General features: G+C 30.3%; 14 protein-coding genes. 9 read left to right on the plus strand and 5 right to left on the minus strand.

Features of this window, described 5'->3' with window-relative positions:
- The first annotated feature begins 39 nt into the window (after positions 1 to 39).
- A complete protein-coding gene (gene mdh, locus BTO04_RS06990; RefSeq protein ID WP_087563818.1) occupies positions 40 to 966 on the plus strand; it encodes a malate dehydrogenase in 927 nt (308 codons plus the stop codon).
- Between the two features lie 267 nt (positions 967 to 1,233).
- On the plus strand, positions 1,234 to 3,345 hold the full coding sequence (gene recQ / locus BTO04_RS06995; protein ID WP_087563819.1) for a DNA helicase RecQ: 2,112 nt from the start codon (positions 1,234 to 1,236) through the stop codon (positions 3,343 to 3,345).
- Positions 3,346 to 3,421: 76 nt separating this feature from the next.
- Here recQ and BTO04_RS07000 read toward each other — a convergent pair whose 3' ends face one another.
- A complete protein-coding gene (locus BTO04_RS07000; protein ID WP_087563820.1) occupies positions 3,422 to 5,098 on the minus strand; it encodes a formate--tetrahydrofolate ligase in 1,677 nt (558 codons plus the stop codon).
- A gap of 189 nt (positions 5,099 to 5,287) precedes the next feature.
- Here BTO04_RS07000 and BTO04_RS07005 point away from each other — a divergent pair, with 189 nt between their 5' ends.
- From BTO04_RS07005 to obgE, 4 genes are all read left to right on the plus strand, one after another.
- Positions 5,288 to 5,890, plus strand: a complete 603-nt coding sequence (locus BTO04_RS07005) for a hypothetical protein (protein WP_087563821.1) — start codon at positions 5,288 to 5,290, stop codon at positions 5,888 to 5,890.
- A gap of 154 nt (positions 5,891 to 6,044) precedes the next feature.
- Positions 6,045 to 9,020 (plus strand): protein translocase subunit SecDF, encoded by a 2,976-nt coding sequence (gene secDF / locus BTO04_RS07010; RefSeq protein WP_087563822.1) that lies wholly within the window; start codon positions 6,045 to 6,047, stop codon positions 9,018 to 9,020.
- Between the two features lie 87 nt (positions 9,021 to 9,107).
- Complete coding sequence (locus BTO04_RS07015; RefSeq protein ID WP_087563823.1) at positions 9,108 to 10,226, plus strand: adenylate kinase; 1,119 nt, start codon at positions 9,108 to 9,110, stop codon at positions 10,224 to 10,226.
- Between the two features lie 138 nt (positions 10,227 to 10,364).
- Positions 10,365 to 11,354 (plus strand): GTPase ObgE, encoded by a 990-nt coding sequence (gene obgE, locus BTO04_RS07020; RefSeq protein ID WP_087563824.1) that lies wholly within the window; start codon positions 10,365 to 10,367, stop codon positions 11,352 to 11,354.
- A gap of 67 nt (positions 11,355 to 11,421) precedes the next feature.
- On the opposite strand, the gene BTO04_RS07025 is transcribed toward obgE, so the two are convergent.
- The 3 genes from BTO04_RS07025 to BTO04_RS07035 form a co-directional block, all read right to left on the minus strand.
- On the minus strand, positions 11,422 to 11,898 hold the full coding sequence (locus BTO04_RS07025) for a hypothetical protein (RefSeq protein WP_087563825.1): 477 nt from the start codon (positions 11,896 to 11,898) through the stop codon (positions 11,422 to 11,424).
- A gap of 196 nt (positions 11,899 to 12,094) precedes the next feature.
- A complete protein-coding gene (locus BTO04_RS07030; RefSeq protein WP_087563826.1) occupies positions 12,095 to 13,513 on the minus strand; it encodes a M56 family metallopeptidase in 1,419 nt (472 codons plus the stop codon).
- A gap of 121 nt (positions 13,514 to 13,634) precedes the next feature.
- Complete coding sequence (locus BTO04_RS07035) at positions 13,635 to 13,997, minus strand: BlaI/MecI/CopY family transcriptional regulator (RefSeq protein ID WP_087563827.1); 363 nt, start codon at positions 13,995 to 13,997, stop codon at positions 13,635 to 13,637.
- A 167-nt stretch (positions 13,998 to 14,164) separates the two neighbouring features.
- Here BTO04_RS07035 and BTO04_RS07040 point away from each other — a divergent pair, with 167 nt between their 5' ends.
- The 3 genes from BTO04_RS07040 to BTO04_RS07050 all read left to right on the plus strand — a co-directional run bounded on the left by BTO04_RS07040 (position 14,165) and on the right by BTO04_RS07050 (position 18,210).
- Positions 14,165 to 14,668, plus strand: a complete 504-nt coding sequence (locus BTO04_RS07040; RefSeq protein ID WP_087563828.1) for a DUF456 domain-containing protein — start codon at positions 14,165 to 14,167, stop codon at positions 14,666 to 14,668.
- Between the two features lie 752 nt (positions 14,669 to 15,420).
- Entirely contained in the window at positions 15,421 to 17,115 is a 1,695-nt protein-coding gene (gene lysS, locus BTO04_RS07045; protein WP_087563829.1) for a lysine--tRNA ligase, read from the plus strand.
- Positions 17,116 to 17,292: 177 nt separating this feature from the next.
- Positions 17,293 to 18,210, plus strand: a complete 918-nt coding sequence (locus tag BTO04_RS07050) for a glutaminase (RefSeq protein ID WP_087563830.1) — start codon at positions 17,293 to 17,295, stop codon at positions 18,208 to 18,210.
- A 4-nt stretch (positions 18,211 to 18,214) separates the two neighbouring features.
- Here BTO04_RS07050 and rsmG read toward each other — a convergent pair whose 3' ends face one another.
- Positions 18,215 to 18,841 carry a 16S rRNA (guanine(527)-N(7))-methyltransferase RsmG gene (rsmG, locus tag BTO04_RS07055; RefSeq protein WP_087563831.1) on the minus strand — a complete coding sequence of 209 codons (627 nt, stop codon included), beginning with the start codon at positions 18,839 to 18,841 and terminating at the stop codon, positions 18,215 to 18,217.
- Positions 18,842 to 18,924 lie beyond the last annotated feature (83 nt).

Here is an 18,924-nt window from a genome sequence, read left to right on the forward strand (position 1 = left end):
TTGTGTCTCAAAAATTGAACATAATTTAAAATTAAAAATATGAAAGTTACAGTTGTTGGTGCAGGTGCCGTAGGTGCTAGTTGTGCAGAGTACATTGCTATTAAAGATTTTGCTTCTGAAGTTGTTATTTTAGATATTAAAGAAGGTTTTGCCGAAGGTAAAGCTATGGATTTAATGCAAACTGCTTCTTTAAATGGTTTTGACACTAAAATAACTGGTAGCACAAACGATTATTCTAAAACTGCAAATTCTGATATTTGCGTAATTACATCTGGTATTCCTAGAAAACCAGGAATGACTCGTGAAGAATTAATTGGAATTAATGCAGGTATTGTAAAGATGGTTTCTGCTAGTTTAATAAAGCACTCTCCAAATACAATTATTATTGTTGTCTCGAATCCTATGGATACAATGACCTATTTAGTGCATAAAACTACAGGTTTACCAAAAAATAGAATTATTGGAATGGGTGGTGCTTTAGATTCTGCTCGTTTTAAATACAGATTAGCGGAAGCATTAGGTGCACCTATTTCTGACGTTGATGGAATGGTTATTGGAGGTCACTCTGATAAAGGAATGGTTCCATTAACTCGTTTAGCTACAAGAAACTCTATTCCTGTTTCAGAATTTATTTCTGAAGAAAGATTAGAACAAGTTCTACAAGACACTAAAGTTGGTGGTGCAACATTAACAGGTTTATTAGGTACTTCTGCTTGGTATGCTCCTGGAGCTGCAGTTTCAGCTATGGTACAAGCAATTGCTTGTGATACTAAAAAAATATTCCCTTGTTCAACTTTATTAGAAGGTGAATTTGGTTTAAATGACTTATGTATTGGAGTACCTGTTGTTTTAGGTAAAAACGGTATTGAAAGCATTGTTGAAATCAATTTAAGTGATGCTGAAAAAGCACATTTAACAGCTTCTGCTGAAGGAGTTAAAGCAACAAATGGATTATTAGAATTGTAAAACGTTCTATAGACCTTATATAACTTAAAAGCCTCAAAGATTTTCTTTGAGGCTTTTTTTAATTCTAATACTTATTAAACGCAATTTCTGAAGAGAACTAAAAGCTGAACAGCATCCCTCATTTTAATTCTCTTTTTTTACTAAAAATTACGATGTCATTATTCATTGAATTTAGAGTCATATTATCTGAGTTTAATTACATTAATGTGCAATTTTGAGATATTAAGAGCCTCAATACATGTGTTTACACCTTGAAGTACTGAAAAAATGAAAAAACAAACACATACTGTTTTAAAAAATGTATTCGGTTATGAGAATTTTCGTCCGTTACAGGAAGAAATTATCAATCGAACAATAGATGGAAAAGACAGTTTTGTATTAATGCCAACTGGCGGTGGAAAATCGATATGTTTCCAAATTCCTGCATTGGTTTTTGATGGAATTACAATTGTAGTTTCTCCACTTATTTCACTAATGAAAGATCAGGTACAAGCCCTAAAATCAAACGGAATAAAAGCTGATTTTTTTAACAGTTCCATTTCCCCTCAAGAAGAAAACGAAGTAATCAACAGGGCTATTAAAGGAGATTTACAATTGTTGTATTTATCCCCAGAAAAGTTAATATCGGTTCGTAACACTTGGCTAAAACAATTAAACATAAAATTAGTTGCTATTGATGAAGCGCATTGTGTAAGTATGTGGGGACATGATTTTAGACCTGAATACACACAATTAAAAGTCTTTAGAAATTCGTTACCACAGGTACCTTTTATGGCGTTAACTGCCACTGCAGACAAATCTGCAAGGAAAGATATAGAGGAACAACTAGGCTTAACAAACTCAAAATTATTTATTTCTTCTTTTGATCGAAAGAACTTAAGTATAGAGGTAAGAGGGCAAGTACAAAAAAAGAAAAAATTACAAGAAATTGTCAATTTTATAGAACGAAGAAAAAATGAAAGCGGTATTATTTATTGTTTAAGTAGAAAAAACACAGAAGAGGTAACCAGTTACCTTAAAGCAGAAGGACATTCTGTTGCGTTTTATCATGCTGGTATGAATCATGAAGAAAGAGAAAAAACACAAACCGATTTCATAAATGATGACACAAAAATAATTGTTGCCACCATCGCTTTTGGAATGGGGATTGATAAATCGAATGTTCGTTTTGTAATTCATTATAATTTACCCAAAAACCTCGAAGGCTATTACCAAGAAATAGGAAGAGCAGGAAGAGATGGACTGCCGTCCGAAACCCTACTATACTATAATATGAGAGATTTTGTTCTCTATAGCCAATTTGCAGATGGTGGAGCAAATAGCGTTATGCAAAAAGAAAAATTAAATAGAATGCTTCAATTTGCAGAAGCTAAATCGTGTAGAAGAAAGATATTATTGTCTTATTTTGGAGAGCATCTTACTGATAACTGTGGCAATTGTGATGTTTGCGAAAACCCTCCTAAAGATTTTGAAGGCACTATTTTAACCCAAAAAGCGCTTTCAGGAATCGCAAGAATGGGACAAACAGATGGCATAACCATGTTAATTAATGTGTTAAGAGGAAGCAACAATGCAGATATTCATACAAAACAGTATTTTAACCTAAAAACGTATGGCATAGGAAAGGATGTTAGTTTTTTTGATTGGCGAGATTATGTAATTCAAATGGCTAATCAAGGACTCATAGAAATTATGTATGCAGAAAGTTCTGCCCTAAAAATAACACCAATTGGTTGGGAAGTTTTAAAAGGTGATAAGACAATACGATTAACAGTCCCTACAAGTCCTTCCGATAAAAAGAAGCAACAAAAAGTAGCAAAAATAACAACTGGAAACGACACGAATAAAGACTTATTTACAGAACTCAAAAAAATTAGATATGCAATTTCTAAAGAAGAAAAAGTGCCCGCTTACATCATTTTTAATGACAAATCCTTAAAACTAATGGCAAGCCAACTTCCTGTAACTGAAAATGAATTTTTGGCTATTTCCGGAGTTGGAATGAACAAAATGGAAAAATACGGTGAGGAGTTCATGCAAGTGATTCGCAAATTTAAAAGTGTATCAAAACCACGAAAAACCCCAACAACCGATAAAACCTTTATTTTATATAAAGAAGGATTAAGCGCAACAGAAATTGCCGAAAAAAGAAGTTTGTCAATTACTACTATTTTTTCACATTTATCTCAATTATATTCCGAAGGAAAAGAAGTTGAATTAGAAAAATATGTAACTAAAGAAATTGTAGATAAAGTTCGAATTGCTTTTAATAAATTAGATAGAAAGGTGGAATTGAAACCAATTTACGAAAAACTAAACGAGGAGGTTTCTTATGGAGAAATAAGGCTAAGTGTTACTTTAATTTTAAAAAATGAATAACACTGTTTCATAAATACTTAAGTAGAGACTTTATTTAGAATTTTAAACACACTAAATAAAGTCTCAACTCTCTTTTTTAAGACAACCCAGAAATAACACCATTATTATCAATCGTCATTTTATCTGAAGCAGGAATTGCTGGTAACCCAGGCATTCTCATCATTTTACCTAAAATAGGAATTACAAACTGTGCTCCTGCAGCTATTTCTATTTCTCTAACAGTAACCGTAAATCCTTCTGGTCTTCCTATTAAAGTAGCATCATCTGAAAAAGATTTTTGTGTTTTTGCCATACAAACTGCAAAATCATTAAATCCTAATCTATTAATTCTTCTTAAATTTAATTGTGCTTGTTTGCTATATTCAACATTTTTAGCTCCGTAAATTTCTTTAGCAATTATTTCAATTTTATCTGTTATTGGTGATTTCCAATCATATAAAGGTTTGTATTGAGTGGCTTTATTTTCAACAACATTAACAACTGCTTTTGCTAAACTTATTGTTCCTTCACCTCCTTTTTCCCATCCTTCAGACAAAACAGCTTCCACACCTAAACTTGCACATTTTTTTATTACAAAATCCACTTCTTTACCAGAATCTGAAAAAAATGAATTAATTGCTACAACAGGTTCAATATTAAATTTCCTTATATTTTCTATATGTTTTTCAAGGTTTTTAAAACCAACAGTAACTTTTTCTAAATCTGGCGTATTATATTCTTCTGTTTTTGCTCCTCCATGATGGCGTAAAGCTCTAATTGTTGCAACTAAAACAACACATTTAGGGTTTAAGTTTGCGAAAGCAGATTTAATATTCAAGAATTTTTCTGCACCCAAATCTGCACCAAATCCTGCTTCTGTAACAACATAATTAGATAAAGACAGCCCCATTTTTGTAGCAATAATTGTATTTGTTCCTTGCGCTATATTTGCAAAAGGACCTCCATGAATAATTGCCGGATTTTCTTCCAAAGTCTGAACTAGGTTAGGCTTTATAGCATCCTTTAATAAAATAGCCATTGCATTTTCTGCTTTTAGATCACGCGCAAAAACAGGTTCGTTCTTAAACGTAAATCCGATAAAGATATCCCCTAATCGTTTCTTCAAATTATCTAAATCCGAAGCCATACATAAAATAGCCATTACCTCAGAAGCTGGTGTTATATTAAAACCATCTTGTCTTGGAATTCCATTTGCTGTTCCTCCAAGTCCAATAGTAATATCACGCAGCGCTCTGTCATTCATATCAATAACTCGTTTCCAAAGAATAGTTCTTGGATCTATATTTAAGTTATTTGTTTTGCTTTGAATATTATTATCAATTAAAGCAGACAATAAATTATTTGCTTTTTCAACTGCGTTAAAATCTCCTGTAAAATGTAAATTGATATCTTCCATTGGTACAACTTGACTATAACCTCCTCCAGCTGCTCCACCTTTCATTCCAAAAACAGGACCTAAAGAGGGCTCACGTAAAACGACAGTTGCTTGTTTACCAATTTTATTTAACCCTTCTGTTAAACCAATAGAAATGGTTGTTTTTCCTTCTCCGGCAGGAGTTGGAGTTAAAGCTGTTACCAAAACTAAATTGTTGTTTTCTATTTTTTTGTCATCAATTAAAGACAAAGGAAGTTTGGCTTTGTACTTACCATACATTTCTAAATCATCTTCATCAATGTTCAGTTTTTGAGCAATTTTTGTTATATGTTGAATCTTATTTGCTTGTGCAATTTGAATATCTGTTAAATGTGCCATATTTATAATTTATGTGTCGTTATTTTATCTATTTCAGCGATTAAATATAGTCAATTTTAGAACTCCATAAAATTATAATGTTATTGCCCTAAAAAATTGCAGATATCAAAATTAAGTTAACAACTTATATTGTTAAATAAGATTGTTTATTTCAGAAGCAGGAAGCAATCTTTTTTATATATTTGGCACATGCAAGCAAAATGGTACATTAGTACTTTATTTTTATTATTGATTTATTTTGGAGCATTCCAAGAGCAAGTTTCAATACCAAATCAAGAAATTATTCTAGAATTTGTTGATTATAAAATCAACAAAAAGGATATTGAAAATACAATTGCAGAAGTAAAAGAAAAATTATTAAAAGTTGGCGTTGCAAATATTGTAATCAAAAAAACAAAAAAAGGCACTTTAAAAATTTCTTACTATAGTGCTGTTCATATAGATAATGTTAAAGAAGTACTCGTAGAGAAGAATCAATTAGTTTTAAATCAGAATTCTGAAAACAACCAAAAAAACAACAATTCTTCTAATTACAATATTGACATCCATGAATTAACGGACGAAACGGATATATCAAATTCAGATTACAAGTTTGTATTTGAAATTAAGTATAATTCTGATAGATTGACAACTGTAAATTACTTTGCTCTTGTAAAAAAATCAGAACAATACAAAACAGATCAACTTTATAAAATTGCTTACAAAATCAACAAAAATAATCCTTTTACAAAGGATAGAACTTCTTACAAAGAACCAGAAGTTAGAGCTGGGCCCAAATACTACATTAGCTAAAAAATGTATTCATTTACATTTTTTACAACCTCTTTAAATTGATGAGTATCATACTCATTATAGTAAACAACAATCAACAAAAATAATTGTCAGGTTTTACGAGAAACTATATATTTGCTCGTTTTAAAAAAAAGTTGACAATAAAATAAAAAACATGCAAAACAAAGGACTTATTAAGTTATTCGCAATCCTTTTTGGATTAGTGAGTTTATATCAATTATCATTTACATTTTTCGCTAACAAGATTGAAGATGATGCAAAAGTATATGCAAATACAAAAGGTATTGATAAAAATGCAAGACAGAAAGCTAAATTAGAAAGAAATTATTTAGACAGTGTTGCAAACAAAGATGTTATTGATTTAGGTATTACTAAATACACTTTTGATGATGTTAGAAGCAAGGAAATGAATCTTGGTTTAGATTTAAAAGGTGGTATAAACGCAATTTTACAAGTTTCTGTAAAAGAAGTTTTAAAAAGCCTTTCTAACGATTCTCAAAATAGTGCTTTTAACCAAGCTTTATCTTCTGCAGATGACAGACAAAAGAACAGTAATTCAACTTATTTAGACTTATTCTTTGAAGAGTTTGAAAAAGTTGCTGGAACGACAAAATTAAGTGATCCTGCTATTTTTGGAACGAAAGCTTTAAATGAAAAAATTACTTTTAACGAAGAAAACGCTACTGTTAAAGAAACTTTACAAAAAGAAATTAACAGTTCTATTGGTACTGCTTTTGAAGTATTAAGAAGTAGAATTGATAAGTTTGGAGTATCTTCTCCAAACATACAGAGAATTGGAAATTCTGGTAGAATTCAGATTGAATTACCAGGAGCTCAAGATATTGAACGTGTAACTCGTTTAATTACTAGTAAAGCTGAATTACAATTCTGGGAAGTATATACAAATGCAGATGTTCAGAATTATTTCTTTACAGCAAATACTAAAGTTGCTGAACTTTTAAAAGATAATTCTCTTGTAGAGAAAGTAAAAGACACTACAAAAACAGACGATATTGATGATTTATTAGGAGAATCTGCAGACTCTACAAGTGTTACTCAGAAAAACCTTTTCACTTATTTATATCCAAATGTTGCACAATCTCAACAACAACTAAGTTCTTTAGTTGCACAAGCTAGAGTTTTAGATACTGCTACTGTAAATAACTTACTTGGTAAAAAAGAAGTGAGAGCATTATTGCCAAACGAATTAAAATACGTTAAATTTTTATGGGATTACAAATCTAATAAAGGAGCTGATGGTTCTGACTTAATTGGTTTATATGCTATAAAAGGAAACAGAAAAGATATTGCTACTATTGAAGGTGATGTAATTATTGATGCTTCTCAAGTGTTTGACCAATTAAACAAACCTGAAGTAAGTATGACCATGAATAGTTCTGGAACGAAACAATGGGCTAAAATGACAGCAGATAATGTTGGTAGTTTTGTAGCCGTTGTTTTAGATGACTATGTGTATACTGCTCCTTCTGTAAACCAATCAATCACTGGTGGTAGAACTTCAATTTCTGGAGGAACAATGACTATTTCAGAAGCAGAAGATATTTCAACTGTATTAAAGGCTGGTAAATTACCTGCAGCAGCAAGAATTATTCAAGCACAGGTTGTTGGACCCTCTTTAGGTCAAGAAGCAATTGATGCTTCATTCTTATCATTTGGTTTGGCTATTTTATTAGTTTTAGCATGGATGATTTTATACTATGGTAAAGCAGGTTTATATGCTAATGTTGCATTAGTAGTAAATATTTTATTCATCTTTGGTGTTTTAGCGTCTTTCAACGCTGTGTTAACATTACCCGGTATTGCTGGTATTATCTTAACAATTGGTATGTCTGTTGATGCAAACGTAATTATCTTCGAAAGAATTAAAGAAGGTTTATTCAAAACTAAAGGTTTAAAACAATCTGTAGAAGAAGGTTTCTCTGTTAAAGGAGCGCTATCTGCAATTATAGATGCAAATATTACTACGTTATTAACAGGTATCATTTTATATGTTTTTGGAACAGGACCAATTAAAGGTTTCGCTTTAACATTAATTATTGGTATTTTAACTTCTTTATTTACGGCTATATTTATTACACGTATATTAATAGACAGAGCTACTGACAAAGGGGCTAACTTAACTTTTAACACTACTATTTCTAAAGGATGGTTCCAAAATATTAATGTAGAATTCTTAAAGAAACGTAAGGTTGCTTATGTTATTTCTGGAGGAATTATTATTGCAGGAATTATTTCTATTTTTTCTATTGGATTAAAACAAGGTGTAGATTTTAAAGGAGGTCGTTCTTATGTTGTCCGTTTTGATCAAACAATGAACGCAACAGAAGTAGCTTCAACATTAAAAGATGCATTTGGTAGTGCACCAGAAGTAAAAACATATGGTTCTGATAATCAATTAAAAATAACTACAGCTTACAAAATTGAAGAAGAAGGACAAAATGTAGATGACCAAGTTCAAAATAGTTTATTTACAGGGTTAAAATCTTATTTAGGAACAACTACCTATGAAGACTTTAAGCCAGGTTTTGAAAAAGAAGGAAGTGGAGTAATGAGTTATATGAAAGTAGAACCTACCATTGCAGATGATATTAAAACATCAGCATTATGGGCTGTTTTAGGTTCACTATTAGTAGTTTTCTTATACATCTTATTACGTTTTAGAAAAGTATCTTTCTCAATTGGTGCTGTAGCGGCAGTTTTTCATGATGTATTAATTGTTTTAGGTGTATTCTCTATCTTTTACAAGTTTATGCCTTTTGATATGGAAATAGGTCAATCATTTATTGCTGCAATCTTAACGGTTGTTGGTTATTCATTAAATGATACTGTGGTAATTTTTGATAGAATTAGAGAGTTTACGGGTTCTCATCCAAATTGGAAATACAGTGAAGTTGTAGACAAAGCATTAAGCTCAACTTTAGGAAGAACAATAAATACCTCTTTAACAACATTATTAGTAATGTTAATCATCTTCTTCTTTGGAGGAGATTCAATTAAAGGATTTATGTTTGCTCTTATTGTAGGTGTAGCAGTTGGTACTTATTCATCATTATTTGTGGCAACACCAATTATGTATGATACTACTAAAAAAGAAGAAAAGAACAAATAGTTCTCTTTATAAATAAATTAAAACCGTTTTGAAATATCTTCAAAACGGTTTTTTCATTCAATAACAAGACATTATCTTTGCAAACTGATGAAAATAATAAAACTTCACGATCTCTATTTTAAACCGTTTATAAATGCGGATGAAATAGCTACTATTGTAAAAACTTTAGCGAGGCAAGTAAAAGCTGATTTACCTAAAGAGGAAGTCCCTATTTTTGTAGGTATATTAAATGGTTGCTTTTTATTTGCTGCTGATTTTATTAGAGAATTTGATGGGAATTGCGAAGTGTCTTTTGTAAAACTAGCTTCTTATGAAGGAACTACATCAACAGAAAAAGTAAAACAATTAGTTGGTATAAATGAAGATTTAACCGGCAGAACTGTTATTATATTAGAAGATATTATAGACACAGGAGCAACCTTGCAAGAAATTTATGATATCTTTAGAAACAAAAACGTAAAACAACTAAAAGTTGCTACACTCTTTTTTAAACCCGATGTTTTCAAAAAAGAACTTCCAATAGATTATATAGGTAAAAGTATAGAAGATAAATTTATTGTTGGTTACGGATTAGATTACAACAACTTAGGAAGAAATTACCCAGCAATTTACCAACTAACAACACAACCAAAAATGAAAAACATTGTATTATTTGGACCTCCGGGTGCAGGAAAAGGAACTCAAGCAACATTTTTAAAAGATATGTATAATTTAGTACATATTTCTACTGGAGATGTATTCCGATACAATATCAAAAACCAAACAAAATTAGGTTTATTGGCTAAAAAATATATGGATGAAGGAGATTTAGTTCCTGATGAAGTAACCATAAATATGCTAAAAGCTGAGGTAGAAAAAAATGCGAAAGCAAATGGATTTATTTTTGATGGTTTTCCAAGAACAGAATCTCAAGCGGAAGCTTTAGATACTTTCTTAGCAGAGAAAGGAGAACAAATAAATGGAATGGTTGCATTAGAAGTGCCAGAAGACAAATTAGTAGAGCGTTTATTAGAACGTGGTAAAACTAGTGGAAGAACAGATGATACTGATGAAAGTAAAATTAGAAATCGTTTTAATGAGTACAATACTAAAACAGCTGTTTTAAAAGATTATTTTGAAACTCAAGGTAAATACTATGGCTTAAATGGTGTTGGTTCTATTGAAGAAATTACAACACGTTTAGCTAAAGTCTTTGATACTTTATAAAACGTTTAAGTATTAATTAATAAGTACGTTTAAAGAGATAAACACATACACAGAAAAAATGACTGAAGATTTAAAATTAAAAGAAGGATAGCCATTGGCTGTTAAGTATTTTAAATCTAATTTCTAAATAAAAAAAATATGACAGAAGGAAATTTTGTTGACTATATAAAAGTATATGCAACTTCTGGTAAAGGAGGTCAAGGATCTATGCATTTACATAGAGAGAAGTTTATTACTAAAGGTGGTCCAGATGGTGGAGATGGTGGACGTGGAGGTCATATTATTCTACGTGGCGATAAAAATATGTGGACTTTATTTCACCTAAAGTTTAAAAGACATTTTAGGGCAGATGGTGGTGGTTCTGGAAGTGCAAGTAGAAGTACGGGTGCAGATGGACAAGATGTTTATGTTGATGTTCCTTTAGGAACAATTATTAAAGATGCAGATACAGATCAAGTTATTCTAGAAATAACGGAACACCAAAAAGAAGTAGTTTTATTACGTGGTGGAAAAGGTGGACTAGGAAACTGGCATTTTAAATCTTCTACAAATCAGACACCTCGTTATTCTCAACCAGGAATGGATGGAGCTGATGGGTGGTTTAGAATGGAATTAAAATTATTAGCAGATGTAGGTTTAGTAGGATTCCCAAATGCAGGAAAGTCTACATTATTGTCTGTTTTAACAGCTGCAAAACCAAAAATTGCAGATTACGCTTTTACAACGCTAAAACCCAATTTAGGAATTGTAGAACATAGAAATCATAAAACTTTTGTAATTGCCGATATTCCTGGGATTATTGAAGGTGCTGCTGAAGGAAAAGGATTAGGTCATCGTTTTTTACGTCATATAGAGCGTAACTCAACGCTACTTTTCTTAGTACCTGCAGATAGTGATGACATAAATAAAGAATATGATATTCTTTTAAATGAGCTTAAACAGCACAATCCAGAATTATTAGATAAAGATAGATTATTAGCTATCTCTAAATCTGATATGTTAGATGATGAGTTGCAAGCAGAAATTGCAAAAGAGTTACCTGAAGGCGTAGAGAGTATTTTTATATCATCTATAGCACAAAAAGGACTGCAAGAATTAAAAGATAAACTTTGGAAAATGCTAAATTAATTTTAGCTATAAATTATACTACTTTATATTAAGCTTGTCATTCCTACTTTAATTGGAATTGGCAAGCTTACTCTTTTAAATGAATTCTTATTGGTAATTTATACTTTGTAGTTACAGGAATTCCTCGTTTTATAGCAGGATAAATTGAAGGTAATTTTAGTACACTTACTTTTAACAAACTATCTAATTCTGGCAATTGTATTTTGATGTTTTCTGAAGATTGAACTTCTTCAAGGCTAATAGTTCCATTAGAGTTTATTAGCAGGTGTACAAATACCGTTTCAGAAATAGCATCTTTAATAGTAAATGAATATTGCTGTAACTCCTCTCCTATTTTTTGATGAATTGCGACTCTAAAACAAGCTGTTTTTTTAGTTTTATCAATAATAGAATCACACAGTTTAAAAGACGGTGAAACATCTACAGAAGAAAAATCTACAATTGTATCTAAAACTTGAGTATTCTCATTTTTATTGAATGATAATTTATCGCACGAAGTGCAAAAAGCGATAAAGATTAAAAAAGAAAAAACACGAAAAAACATATTTTAATTTAAAGTGTGAATTTACTAAAATTTGTTGAGTTCTTAATCTAAACTTTATCCTCTTAGTAAATAGCTTTTTTTAACTTCTTTTATTCTTACTTTTAAAAACTTAAGTTATAAAAAAAGTCGAGGTTTACGCCCCGACTTTTACAATAATAAATAATAATACAATTAAAACCTTCTACTTCATAGAAATCTATTTTATCATCAATGTAAACGGAATCGAATATTTTACTTTCACTTTTTCACCCTTGTCTTCTCCTGGAATCATTTTTGGCAATGTATTCATCACTTTAATAACTTCATTTTTAATTTTTAAGTGCGGTGCCCTCGCTTTTACATCTACAACATTACCTTCTTTATCAATTGAAAAACCAACAAAAACTCGTTTTCTACCAGAATCTAAACCAAGAGTATTTGGTAAATCACTATTGAAATTTTCACCAAAATGTTTTTGCACCATTTTAGAGAAACAATCTTTATCTCCTGTTTTACAACCAGGGAAAGTTGGTGCTTTATCTATGGACATAATTGAAACTGAACCGTCAGAATTTATTCTTTCTTTTACCCTATTTGCTAAAAGTTCATTGAGCTTTTTCATTTTAAATTTATCCATGTTTTCTATAAGCTCTATTTCTTTGTTTAATTTACTTATAGAATCATTTAATAATTTATTAACTGCAACTATTTCTTTTATATGTATTTCATTGCGAATCTTTTCTTCAGACAAACTTTTTTCAAGAGTTGAAACTTTTTGTTTTATCTGTTTTGAAGCACAAGAAGTATAAAAAAGCATACTTGCTAATACAGGAATCAAAACTAAATATTTTAACTGATTCATTTTTTTTGATTGTGTCTTTTTCATCATAATAATTCTTTTTTTAATAAATGTTTGTTTATAAAATTGATTGACAAACGCAATGTTTTCAACCTGAAAAAAGTTGGATAGCAAATTGTTGATATAAATTTCTTTTGTTTCTGATTTTGCGGCTACTTCATCAGAAATATATTCGTGTAATAAGGCTATTCTTTTCTGATACATAAAAATCATTGGGTTAAACCACATCATAATTTTTAAAAACTCGAAGAATAATAAATCTAAAGAATGCTTTTGTTTACTGTGCACCAATTCGTGTTCTATAATTTGTGCTTGTTGAGAAATTGGAATTTCTTTTCCTAAAAAAATAAAGTTAAAAAAAGAAAACGCCTTCGTATGATTCGGAATTATAACCAACGTATGATCCGCTTTTTTAACAACTTCGTATTTCCTAATTAAAGTAGCTATCTTATATAGTTTTATTAAAAACAGCATAAAGAAAAGGCCTACTCCTAACCAAAATAAAATAGCTGCATAATTTATAGATTGATACAAATTCGTTTCTTGAATCACTTTTTCCGGTGATAAAACTATTTCTGGTAAATAAATAATAAACTCTTCAGGAACGGCTTTTTGAAACGTCGGAATTTTAATAAATGGTAAAATGAAAGATAGAATTGGAGTACTAATTAAATACCATCTGTTTTTAGTGAAAAATGATTCTTTACTTAGAAATAAATCATAGATAGCCAAAAAAAACATTTGAAATAATATGACTTGTAAAATATAATTTATCATCGCTTTTATTTTAATTTCATTACGAAATGGGTCTTTTTAGACGAATGAGAAATCTAAAATTAGATTCCTCTTCGTTACTCAACGGAATGACAGATTTTGCAAACTGAAAACTGTTTACTATCTACTTTTTTTTATTGACTTCCTTTAAAATAGATTCTAATTCAGAAACATCCATTTTATTCTCTTTTACAAAAAAGGAAACCATACTTTTAAAAGAACCATCAAAATAACCGTTCATTAATTTATGTAAACGCTGGTTACTATAGGCTTCTTTTTCAACTATTGGATAATAAATAAACCCTCTCCCAACAGGTTTATGACCTACAAATTCTTTATTTTCTAAAATTCTAATAATTGTAGAAACTGTATTATATGCTGGTTTTGGTTCCGGTAATTTATCAATTACTTCTTTTACAGAAGCTTCTTTAAAATCCCATAAAAGGTGCATAATCTGCTCTTCTGCCTTTGTTAATTGTTTGCTCATTTTTTTAACTAAATTTATAGTTCTACGATACAAATATAACTAAATAATTAGTTTAAACTAATTATTTAGTTAATAATACTTGTAACAAACGTATTCTATTTTCGTCTTATCTTTAGAAAACTGTTGCTGTTATAGAATCTTACGCTAGTATAATTATTAAAATTACTATGGATATATTTTTACTACTTCTAGGCTTCGTCTTTGTTTGTCTTGGAATCATTGGCTCATTTTTACCAATTTTACCTGGACCTTTAACAAGTTGGGTAGGTTTATTGTTATTGCATTTAACTAAAATTATACCAATGGATTGGACTTTTTTAGGTATAACTTTAGCAGTTGCACTATTCATATGGGTACTCGATTATTTTATTCCTGCAATGGGAACAAAACGTTTTGGCGGAAGTAAATATGGCGTTTATGGAACTACAATTGGACTTTTTATCGGTTTCTTCTTTATACCAATTCCTTTTGGAATTCTTATTGGTGCTTTTTTTGGTGCATTAATAGGAGAATTGCTATTTGACAGCAAAGATACAAACAGAGCAATTAAAGCTTCTTTTGGTGCTTTTCTTGGCTTTTTAGTCTCGGCAACAATCAAGTTTTCTATAGCTGTTGTTTATCTAGTTTTATTCTTTATTACTTTTTGGGAATATAAAAGTGTTTTCTTTTAAGTATTTTATCATTCCTGCGCAGGCAGGAATCTAAACTTCATTTATTGATTGCTTAAAGTAAATTTATTTTGAAGCTATTTCCTGCTTTACATTATATCTTTTTATGCTATTATTGCGAAGTTTACTTTTTTGTAAACTGTGGCAATCTCTATATAAGAAAGAGATTACTTCGTGCCTCGCAATGACGCTTGTTTAAAAGGCTATAAAAAGGATGTCATTTCAATCAGGGCTACACCTGTTTGCTAACTTATAGCACGATTAAAAGACAAACTTATTTTTTTAGGATTCTTTACTACGTAGGAATGACAAGCCAAAATAAATAGTTAGAAAAACATAGGTTTTACAAATAACTAGCAGAAGAGTCTAGCCCCGATTGAAGCAATTGTTTGAGCTCTTTTTTATTCCTTTTTTAGAATAAAAAAAGCGAGTGCGAAAAGCGGGAAATAGCTTCTAAAAAAAAGTATATGAGATCCTGAAATAAATTTATAGACCCTGAAATAAATTCAGGGTAAAAAAAAAGCGTCCCATTTAAGGGAAGCTTTCCATTGGTTAACAAAACCACGACACTTTTACTAAAGTGCCAAAACAACACAACTAAATGCTGCTCTAACAAAAAGCAGCTGGCAAATATACAACGTTTTTGGGTATTCGCAAATTAACTCGTGCTTTTTTATTTTATTCTCAATTGTCTATTAATTCAATTGATTGTATCTTTGCAACCTTTAATAAACACAAGAAAACAAAGACATCAAATGCAATTATCAGAACAAGAAGTTGTACGTAGAGAAAAGCTATCTAAACTACGCGAATTAGGCATTAATCCTTATCCAGCAGATTTGTACCCATTAAATACAAATTCTAAAGAAATAAAGGAAAAGTATACTGAAAATAAACAGGTGGTAATTGCTGGTAGATTAATGTCTATAAATATACAAGGAAAAGCTTCTTTTGCACAATTACAAGATGGTGAAGGTAGAATTCAATTGTATTTTAATAGAGATGAAATTTGTACTGGTGAGGATAAATCTCTGTACAATGTTGTCTTTAAAAAATTATTAGATTTAGGAGATTTTATTGGTGTAGAAGGAGAATTATTTACCACTAAAGTTGGTGAAAAAACAGTAAAAGTAAAAGGTTTTAAATTGCTTTCTAAAGCACTGAAACCTTTACCAATGCCTAAGGTAAAAGATGGTGTTACTTTTGATGCTTTTACAGATCCTGAGATGCGTTACAGACAACGTTATGCAGATTTAGTAGTAAATCCGCATGTTAAAGAAGTATTTGTAAAGCGTACAAAATTGTTTAACGCAATGCGTAACTTCTTTAATGACGCTGGTTATTTTGAAGTTGAAACTCCGGTTTTACAACCAATTCCTGGTGGCGCAGCTGCAAGACCTTTTATTACACATCATAATTCTTTAGATATTCCTTTATATATGAGAATTGCGAACGAATTATATCTAAAAAGATTAATTGTTGGTGGTTTTGATGGGGTTTATGAATTCTCTAAAAACTTTAGAAATGAAGGAATGGACAGAACCCATAATCCTGAATTTACAGCCATGGAAATCTATGTTTCTTACAAAGATTACAATTGGATGATGGACTTTGCTGAGCAACTTTTAGAGCATTGTGCAATTGCAGTAAATGGAACTTCTGAAGCTACTTTTGGTGAACATAAAATTGATTTTAAAGCGCCATATGCAAGAGTAACAATGGCAGATTCTATAAAACATTTTACTGGTTTTGATATTATTGGAAAAACAGAAGATGAAATTAGAGAAGCAGCAAAATCTATGAATATTCCTGTTGATGAAACAATGGGGAAAGGAAAATTAATTGATGAAATTTTTGGTGAAAAATGTGAAGGAAATTACATTCAACCAACTTTTATTACTGATTATCCTAAAGAAATGTCTCCGCTTTGTAAAGAACACAGAGAAAACCCTGAACTTACAGAACGTTTTGAATTAATGGTTTGTGGTAAAGAAATTGCAAATGCATATTCAGAATTAAACGACCCAATAGACCAACGTGAACGCTTTGAGCATCAATTAAAATTAGCTAAAAAAGGAGATGATGAAGCTACAGAATTTATTGATGAAGATTTTTTACGTGCGTTAGAATACGGAATGCCTCCTACTTCTGGAATGGGTATTGGAATGGACCGACTTATTATGTTTTTAACAAACAATCAATCAATACAAGAAGTTTTATTTTTCCCTCAAATGAGACCAGAAAAGAAAACTGTTTCTGTTGAATTGAATGATGAAGAGAAAGCTGTTTTAGCAATTATTGAAAAAGCTGAAAAAATTGATTTAAATGAGTTAAAAGCTCAATCTGGTTTATCTAACAAGAAATGGGATAAAACAATTAAAGGTTTAACTAAAAATAACGTTGCTAAAGTTTCTAAAACAGATGAAGGTTTGTTTGTAGAAATTGCATAGCAATTTCTAATACTGAACCTTTATGCTGAACTTGTTTCAGTATGTTTCTGAATCTTATAATTATAAATTTAAAAAGGAATTACAGCAATGTAATTCCTTTTTTTTTGATTTAGACTTTATGTTGTTTGTTGCCTCCTTTTATTATAAGTTTGTTATCACTAACACTATTAATTATCGATGGAAAATTATAAAACAATAATTGAAGACATTTATTATGATTTAAAAAACGTTGATGATATTGGTGAAGTGGCTAATTACATTCCAGAATTGGCATTCGTCTCACCCAATAGTTTTGGCGTAAACATTACAACGATTGATAAAGAAAATTTTGGAATCGGTGATTTTGATCAAAAATTTTCGATACAAAGTATCTCTAAGATTCTCTCATTAACCTTGGCATATAAATTAGAAGGCGAAAATTTATGGAATCGTGTAGATGTTGAGCCTTCAGGAAACCCTTTTAACTCTTTACTACAATTAGAAACAAATCTTGGTAAACCTAGAAATCCGTTTATAAATTCTGGTGCAATTGTAATTTGTGATGTTTTATTAAGTCATTTAAAAAATCCGAAAGTAGATTTTTTAAATTTCTGTAAAGAGATTGCGAACAATACTACTTTAAATTATAATGAAAAAGTAGCACAATCAGAAAAAAAATCTGGTTATAGAAATGCTGCACTTTGTAATTTTATAAAGTCTTTTGGAAACATTAAAAATGATGTTGATGAAGTCTTAGATTTTTACTTTCATATCTGTTCTATAGAAATGAGTTGCAAAGAGCTTTCTCAAATAGCTCTTTATTTAGCAGATGATTTTTATACAACTCATAAAGGAAATAGAGTACTTACTATGAGTCAAGCCAAGAGAATAAATGCGATTATGATTACTTGTGGTTTTTACGATGAGTCTGGAGAATTTGCTTTTAAAGTGGGTTTACCCGGTAAAAGTGGCGTTGGTGGCGGAATTGTAGCCATTCATCCAGACAAATATTGCATTACTGTTTGGAGTCCTAAATTAAATCAAAATGGGAACTCTTATAAAGGAATGTTGTTTTTAGAAAAATTTACTTCAAAAACAACTTCTTCTATTTTTTAAAATATTATTTAAACTTCATACCTAAATGAACCACTTTTTTTGTTTCAAAGAAATCTTCATCAAAATAATCTGGTAAATCATAAATGGTTGCAGAAGTATATAATTTTAACTCCTCTGTTAAATCTCCACCTTTTAAATATAAAATTCCGTTTCTTATATCGTGGTTTTGCTTTTTAGCAATCTTCCCTTTGTTCCAACGTACAAAAGTCTCCATTTGTGCAACAGCTCTACTTACAATAAAATCATACGTTTCATTTACGTCTTCTACCCTTCCATGAGTAGTTTTTACATTCTCTAAGCCTAAACCTGCTACAACTTCGTTTACCACTTTTATCTTCTTACCAATAGAATCTACCAAATGAAATTGTGTTTCAGGAAATAATATTGCTAACGGAATACCAGGAAACCCCCCACCAGTCCCAACGTCCATTACCCTAGAACCTGGTTTAAATTGTATTATTTTTGCAATCCCTAAAGAGTGTAATACATGACGTAAATACAACTCATCTATATCTTTTCTAGAAACAACATTTATTTTTAAATTCCAATCTTGGTATAATTCTTGAAGTTTAGAAAACTGTGCCAGTTGTTTCTCTGTAAGGTTATCAAAATATTTTTGTATAATTTCCATAAAAAAGTTTCAACTGCAAAAATAGTTATTGTTAACAAACAATTAGCAACAAATTCTAACGTTTGTTAAGTAAAGATATTTTA

The organism is Polaribacter sp. SA4-10, from assembly GCF_002163835.1.
In the GTDB taxonomy this organism is placed as follows: Bacteria; Bacteroidota; Bacteroidia; order Flavobacteriales; family Flavobacteriaceae; genus Polaribacter.

Excerpts from the sequence above, each read along its gene's own strand:
- mdh (WP_087563818.1), top strand. The coding sequence starts at position 40 with ATGAAAGTTACAGTTGTTGGTGCAGGTGCCGTAGGTGCTAGTTGTGCA.
- recQ (WP_087563819.1), top strand. The coding sequence starts at position 1,234 with ATGAAAAAACAAACACATACTGTTTTAAAAAATGTATTCGGTTATGAG.
- BTO04_RS07000 (WP_087563820.1), bottom strand. The coding sequence starts at position 5,098 with ATGGCACATTTAACAGATATTCAAATTGCACAAGCAAATAAGATTCAA.
- BTO04_RS07005 (WP_087563821.1), top strand. The coding sequence starts at position 5,288 with ATGCAAGCAAAATGGTACATTAGTACTTTATTTTTATTATTGATTTAT.
- secDF (WP_087563822.1), top strand. The coding sequence starts at position 6,045 with ATGCAAAACAAAGGACTTATTAAGTTATTCGCAATCCTTTTTGGATTA.
- BTO04_RS07015 (WP_087563823.1), top strand. The coding sequence starts at position 9,108 with ATGAAAATAATAAAACTTCACGATCTCTATTTTAAACCGTTTATAAAT.
- obgE (WP_087563824.1), top strand. The coding sequence starts at position 10,365 with ATGACAGAAGGAAATTTTGTTGACTATATAAAAGTATATGCAACTTCT.
- BTO04_RS07025 (WP_087563825.1), bottom strand. The coding sequence starts at position 11,898 with ATGTTTTTTCGTGTTTTTTCTTTTTTAATCTTTATCGCTTTTTGCACT.
- BTO04_RS07030 (WP_087563826.1), bottom strand. The coding sequence starts at position 13,513 with ATGATAAATTATATTTTACAAGTCATATTATTTCAAATGTTTTTTTTG.
- BTO04_RS07035 (WP_087563827.1), bottom strand. The coding sequence starts at position 13,997 with ATGAGCAAACAATTAACAAAGGCAGAAGAGCAGATTATGCACCTTTTA.
- BTO04_RS07040 (WP_087563828.1), top strand. The coding sequence starts at position 14,165 with ATGGATATATTTTTACTACTTCTAGGCTTCGTCTTTGTTTGTCTTGGA.
- lysS (WP_087563829.1), top strand. The coding sequence starts at position 15,421 with ATGCAATTATCAGAACAAGAAGTTGTACGTAGAGAAAAGCTATCTAAA.
- BTO04_RS07050 (WP_087563830.1), top strand. The coding sequence starts at position 17,293 with ATGGAAAATTATAAAACAATAATTGAAGACATTTATTATGATTTAAAA.
- rsmG (WP_087563831.1), bottom strand. The coding sequence starts at position 18,841 with ATGGAAATTATACAAAAATATTTTGATAACCTTACAGAGAAACAACTG.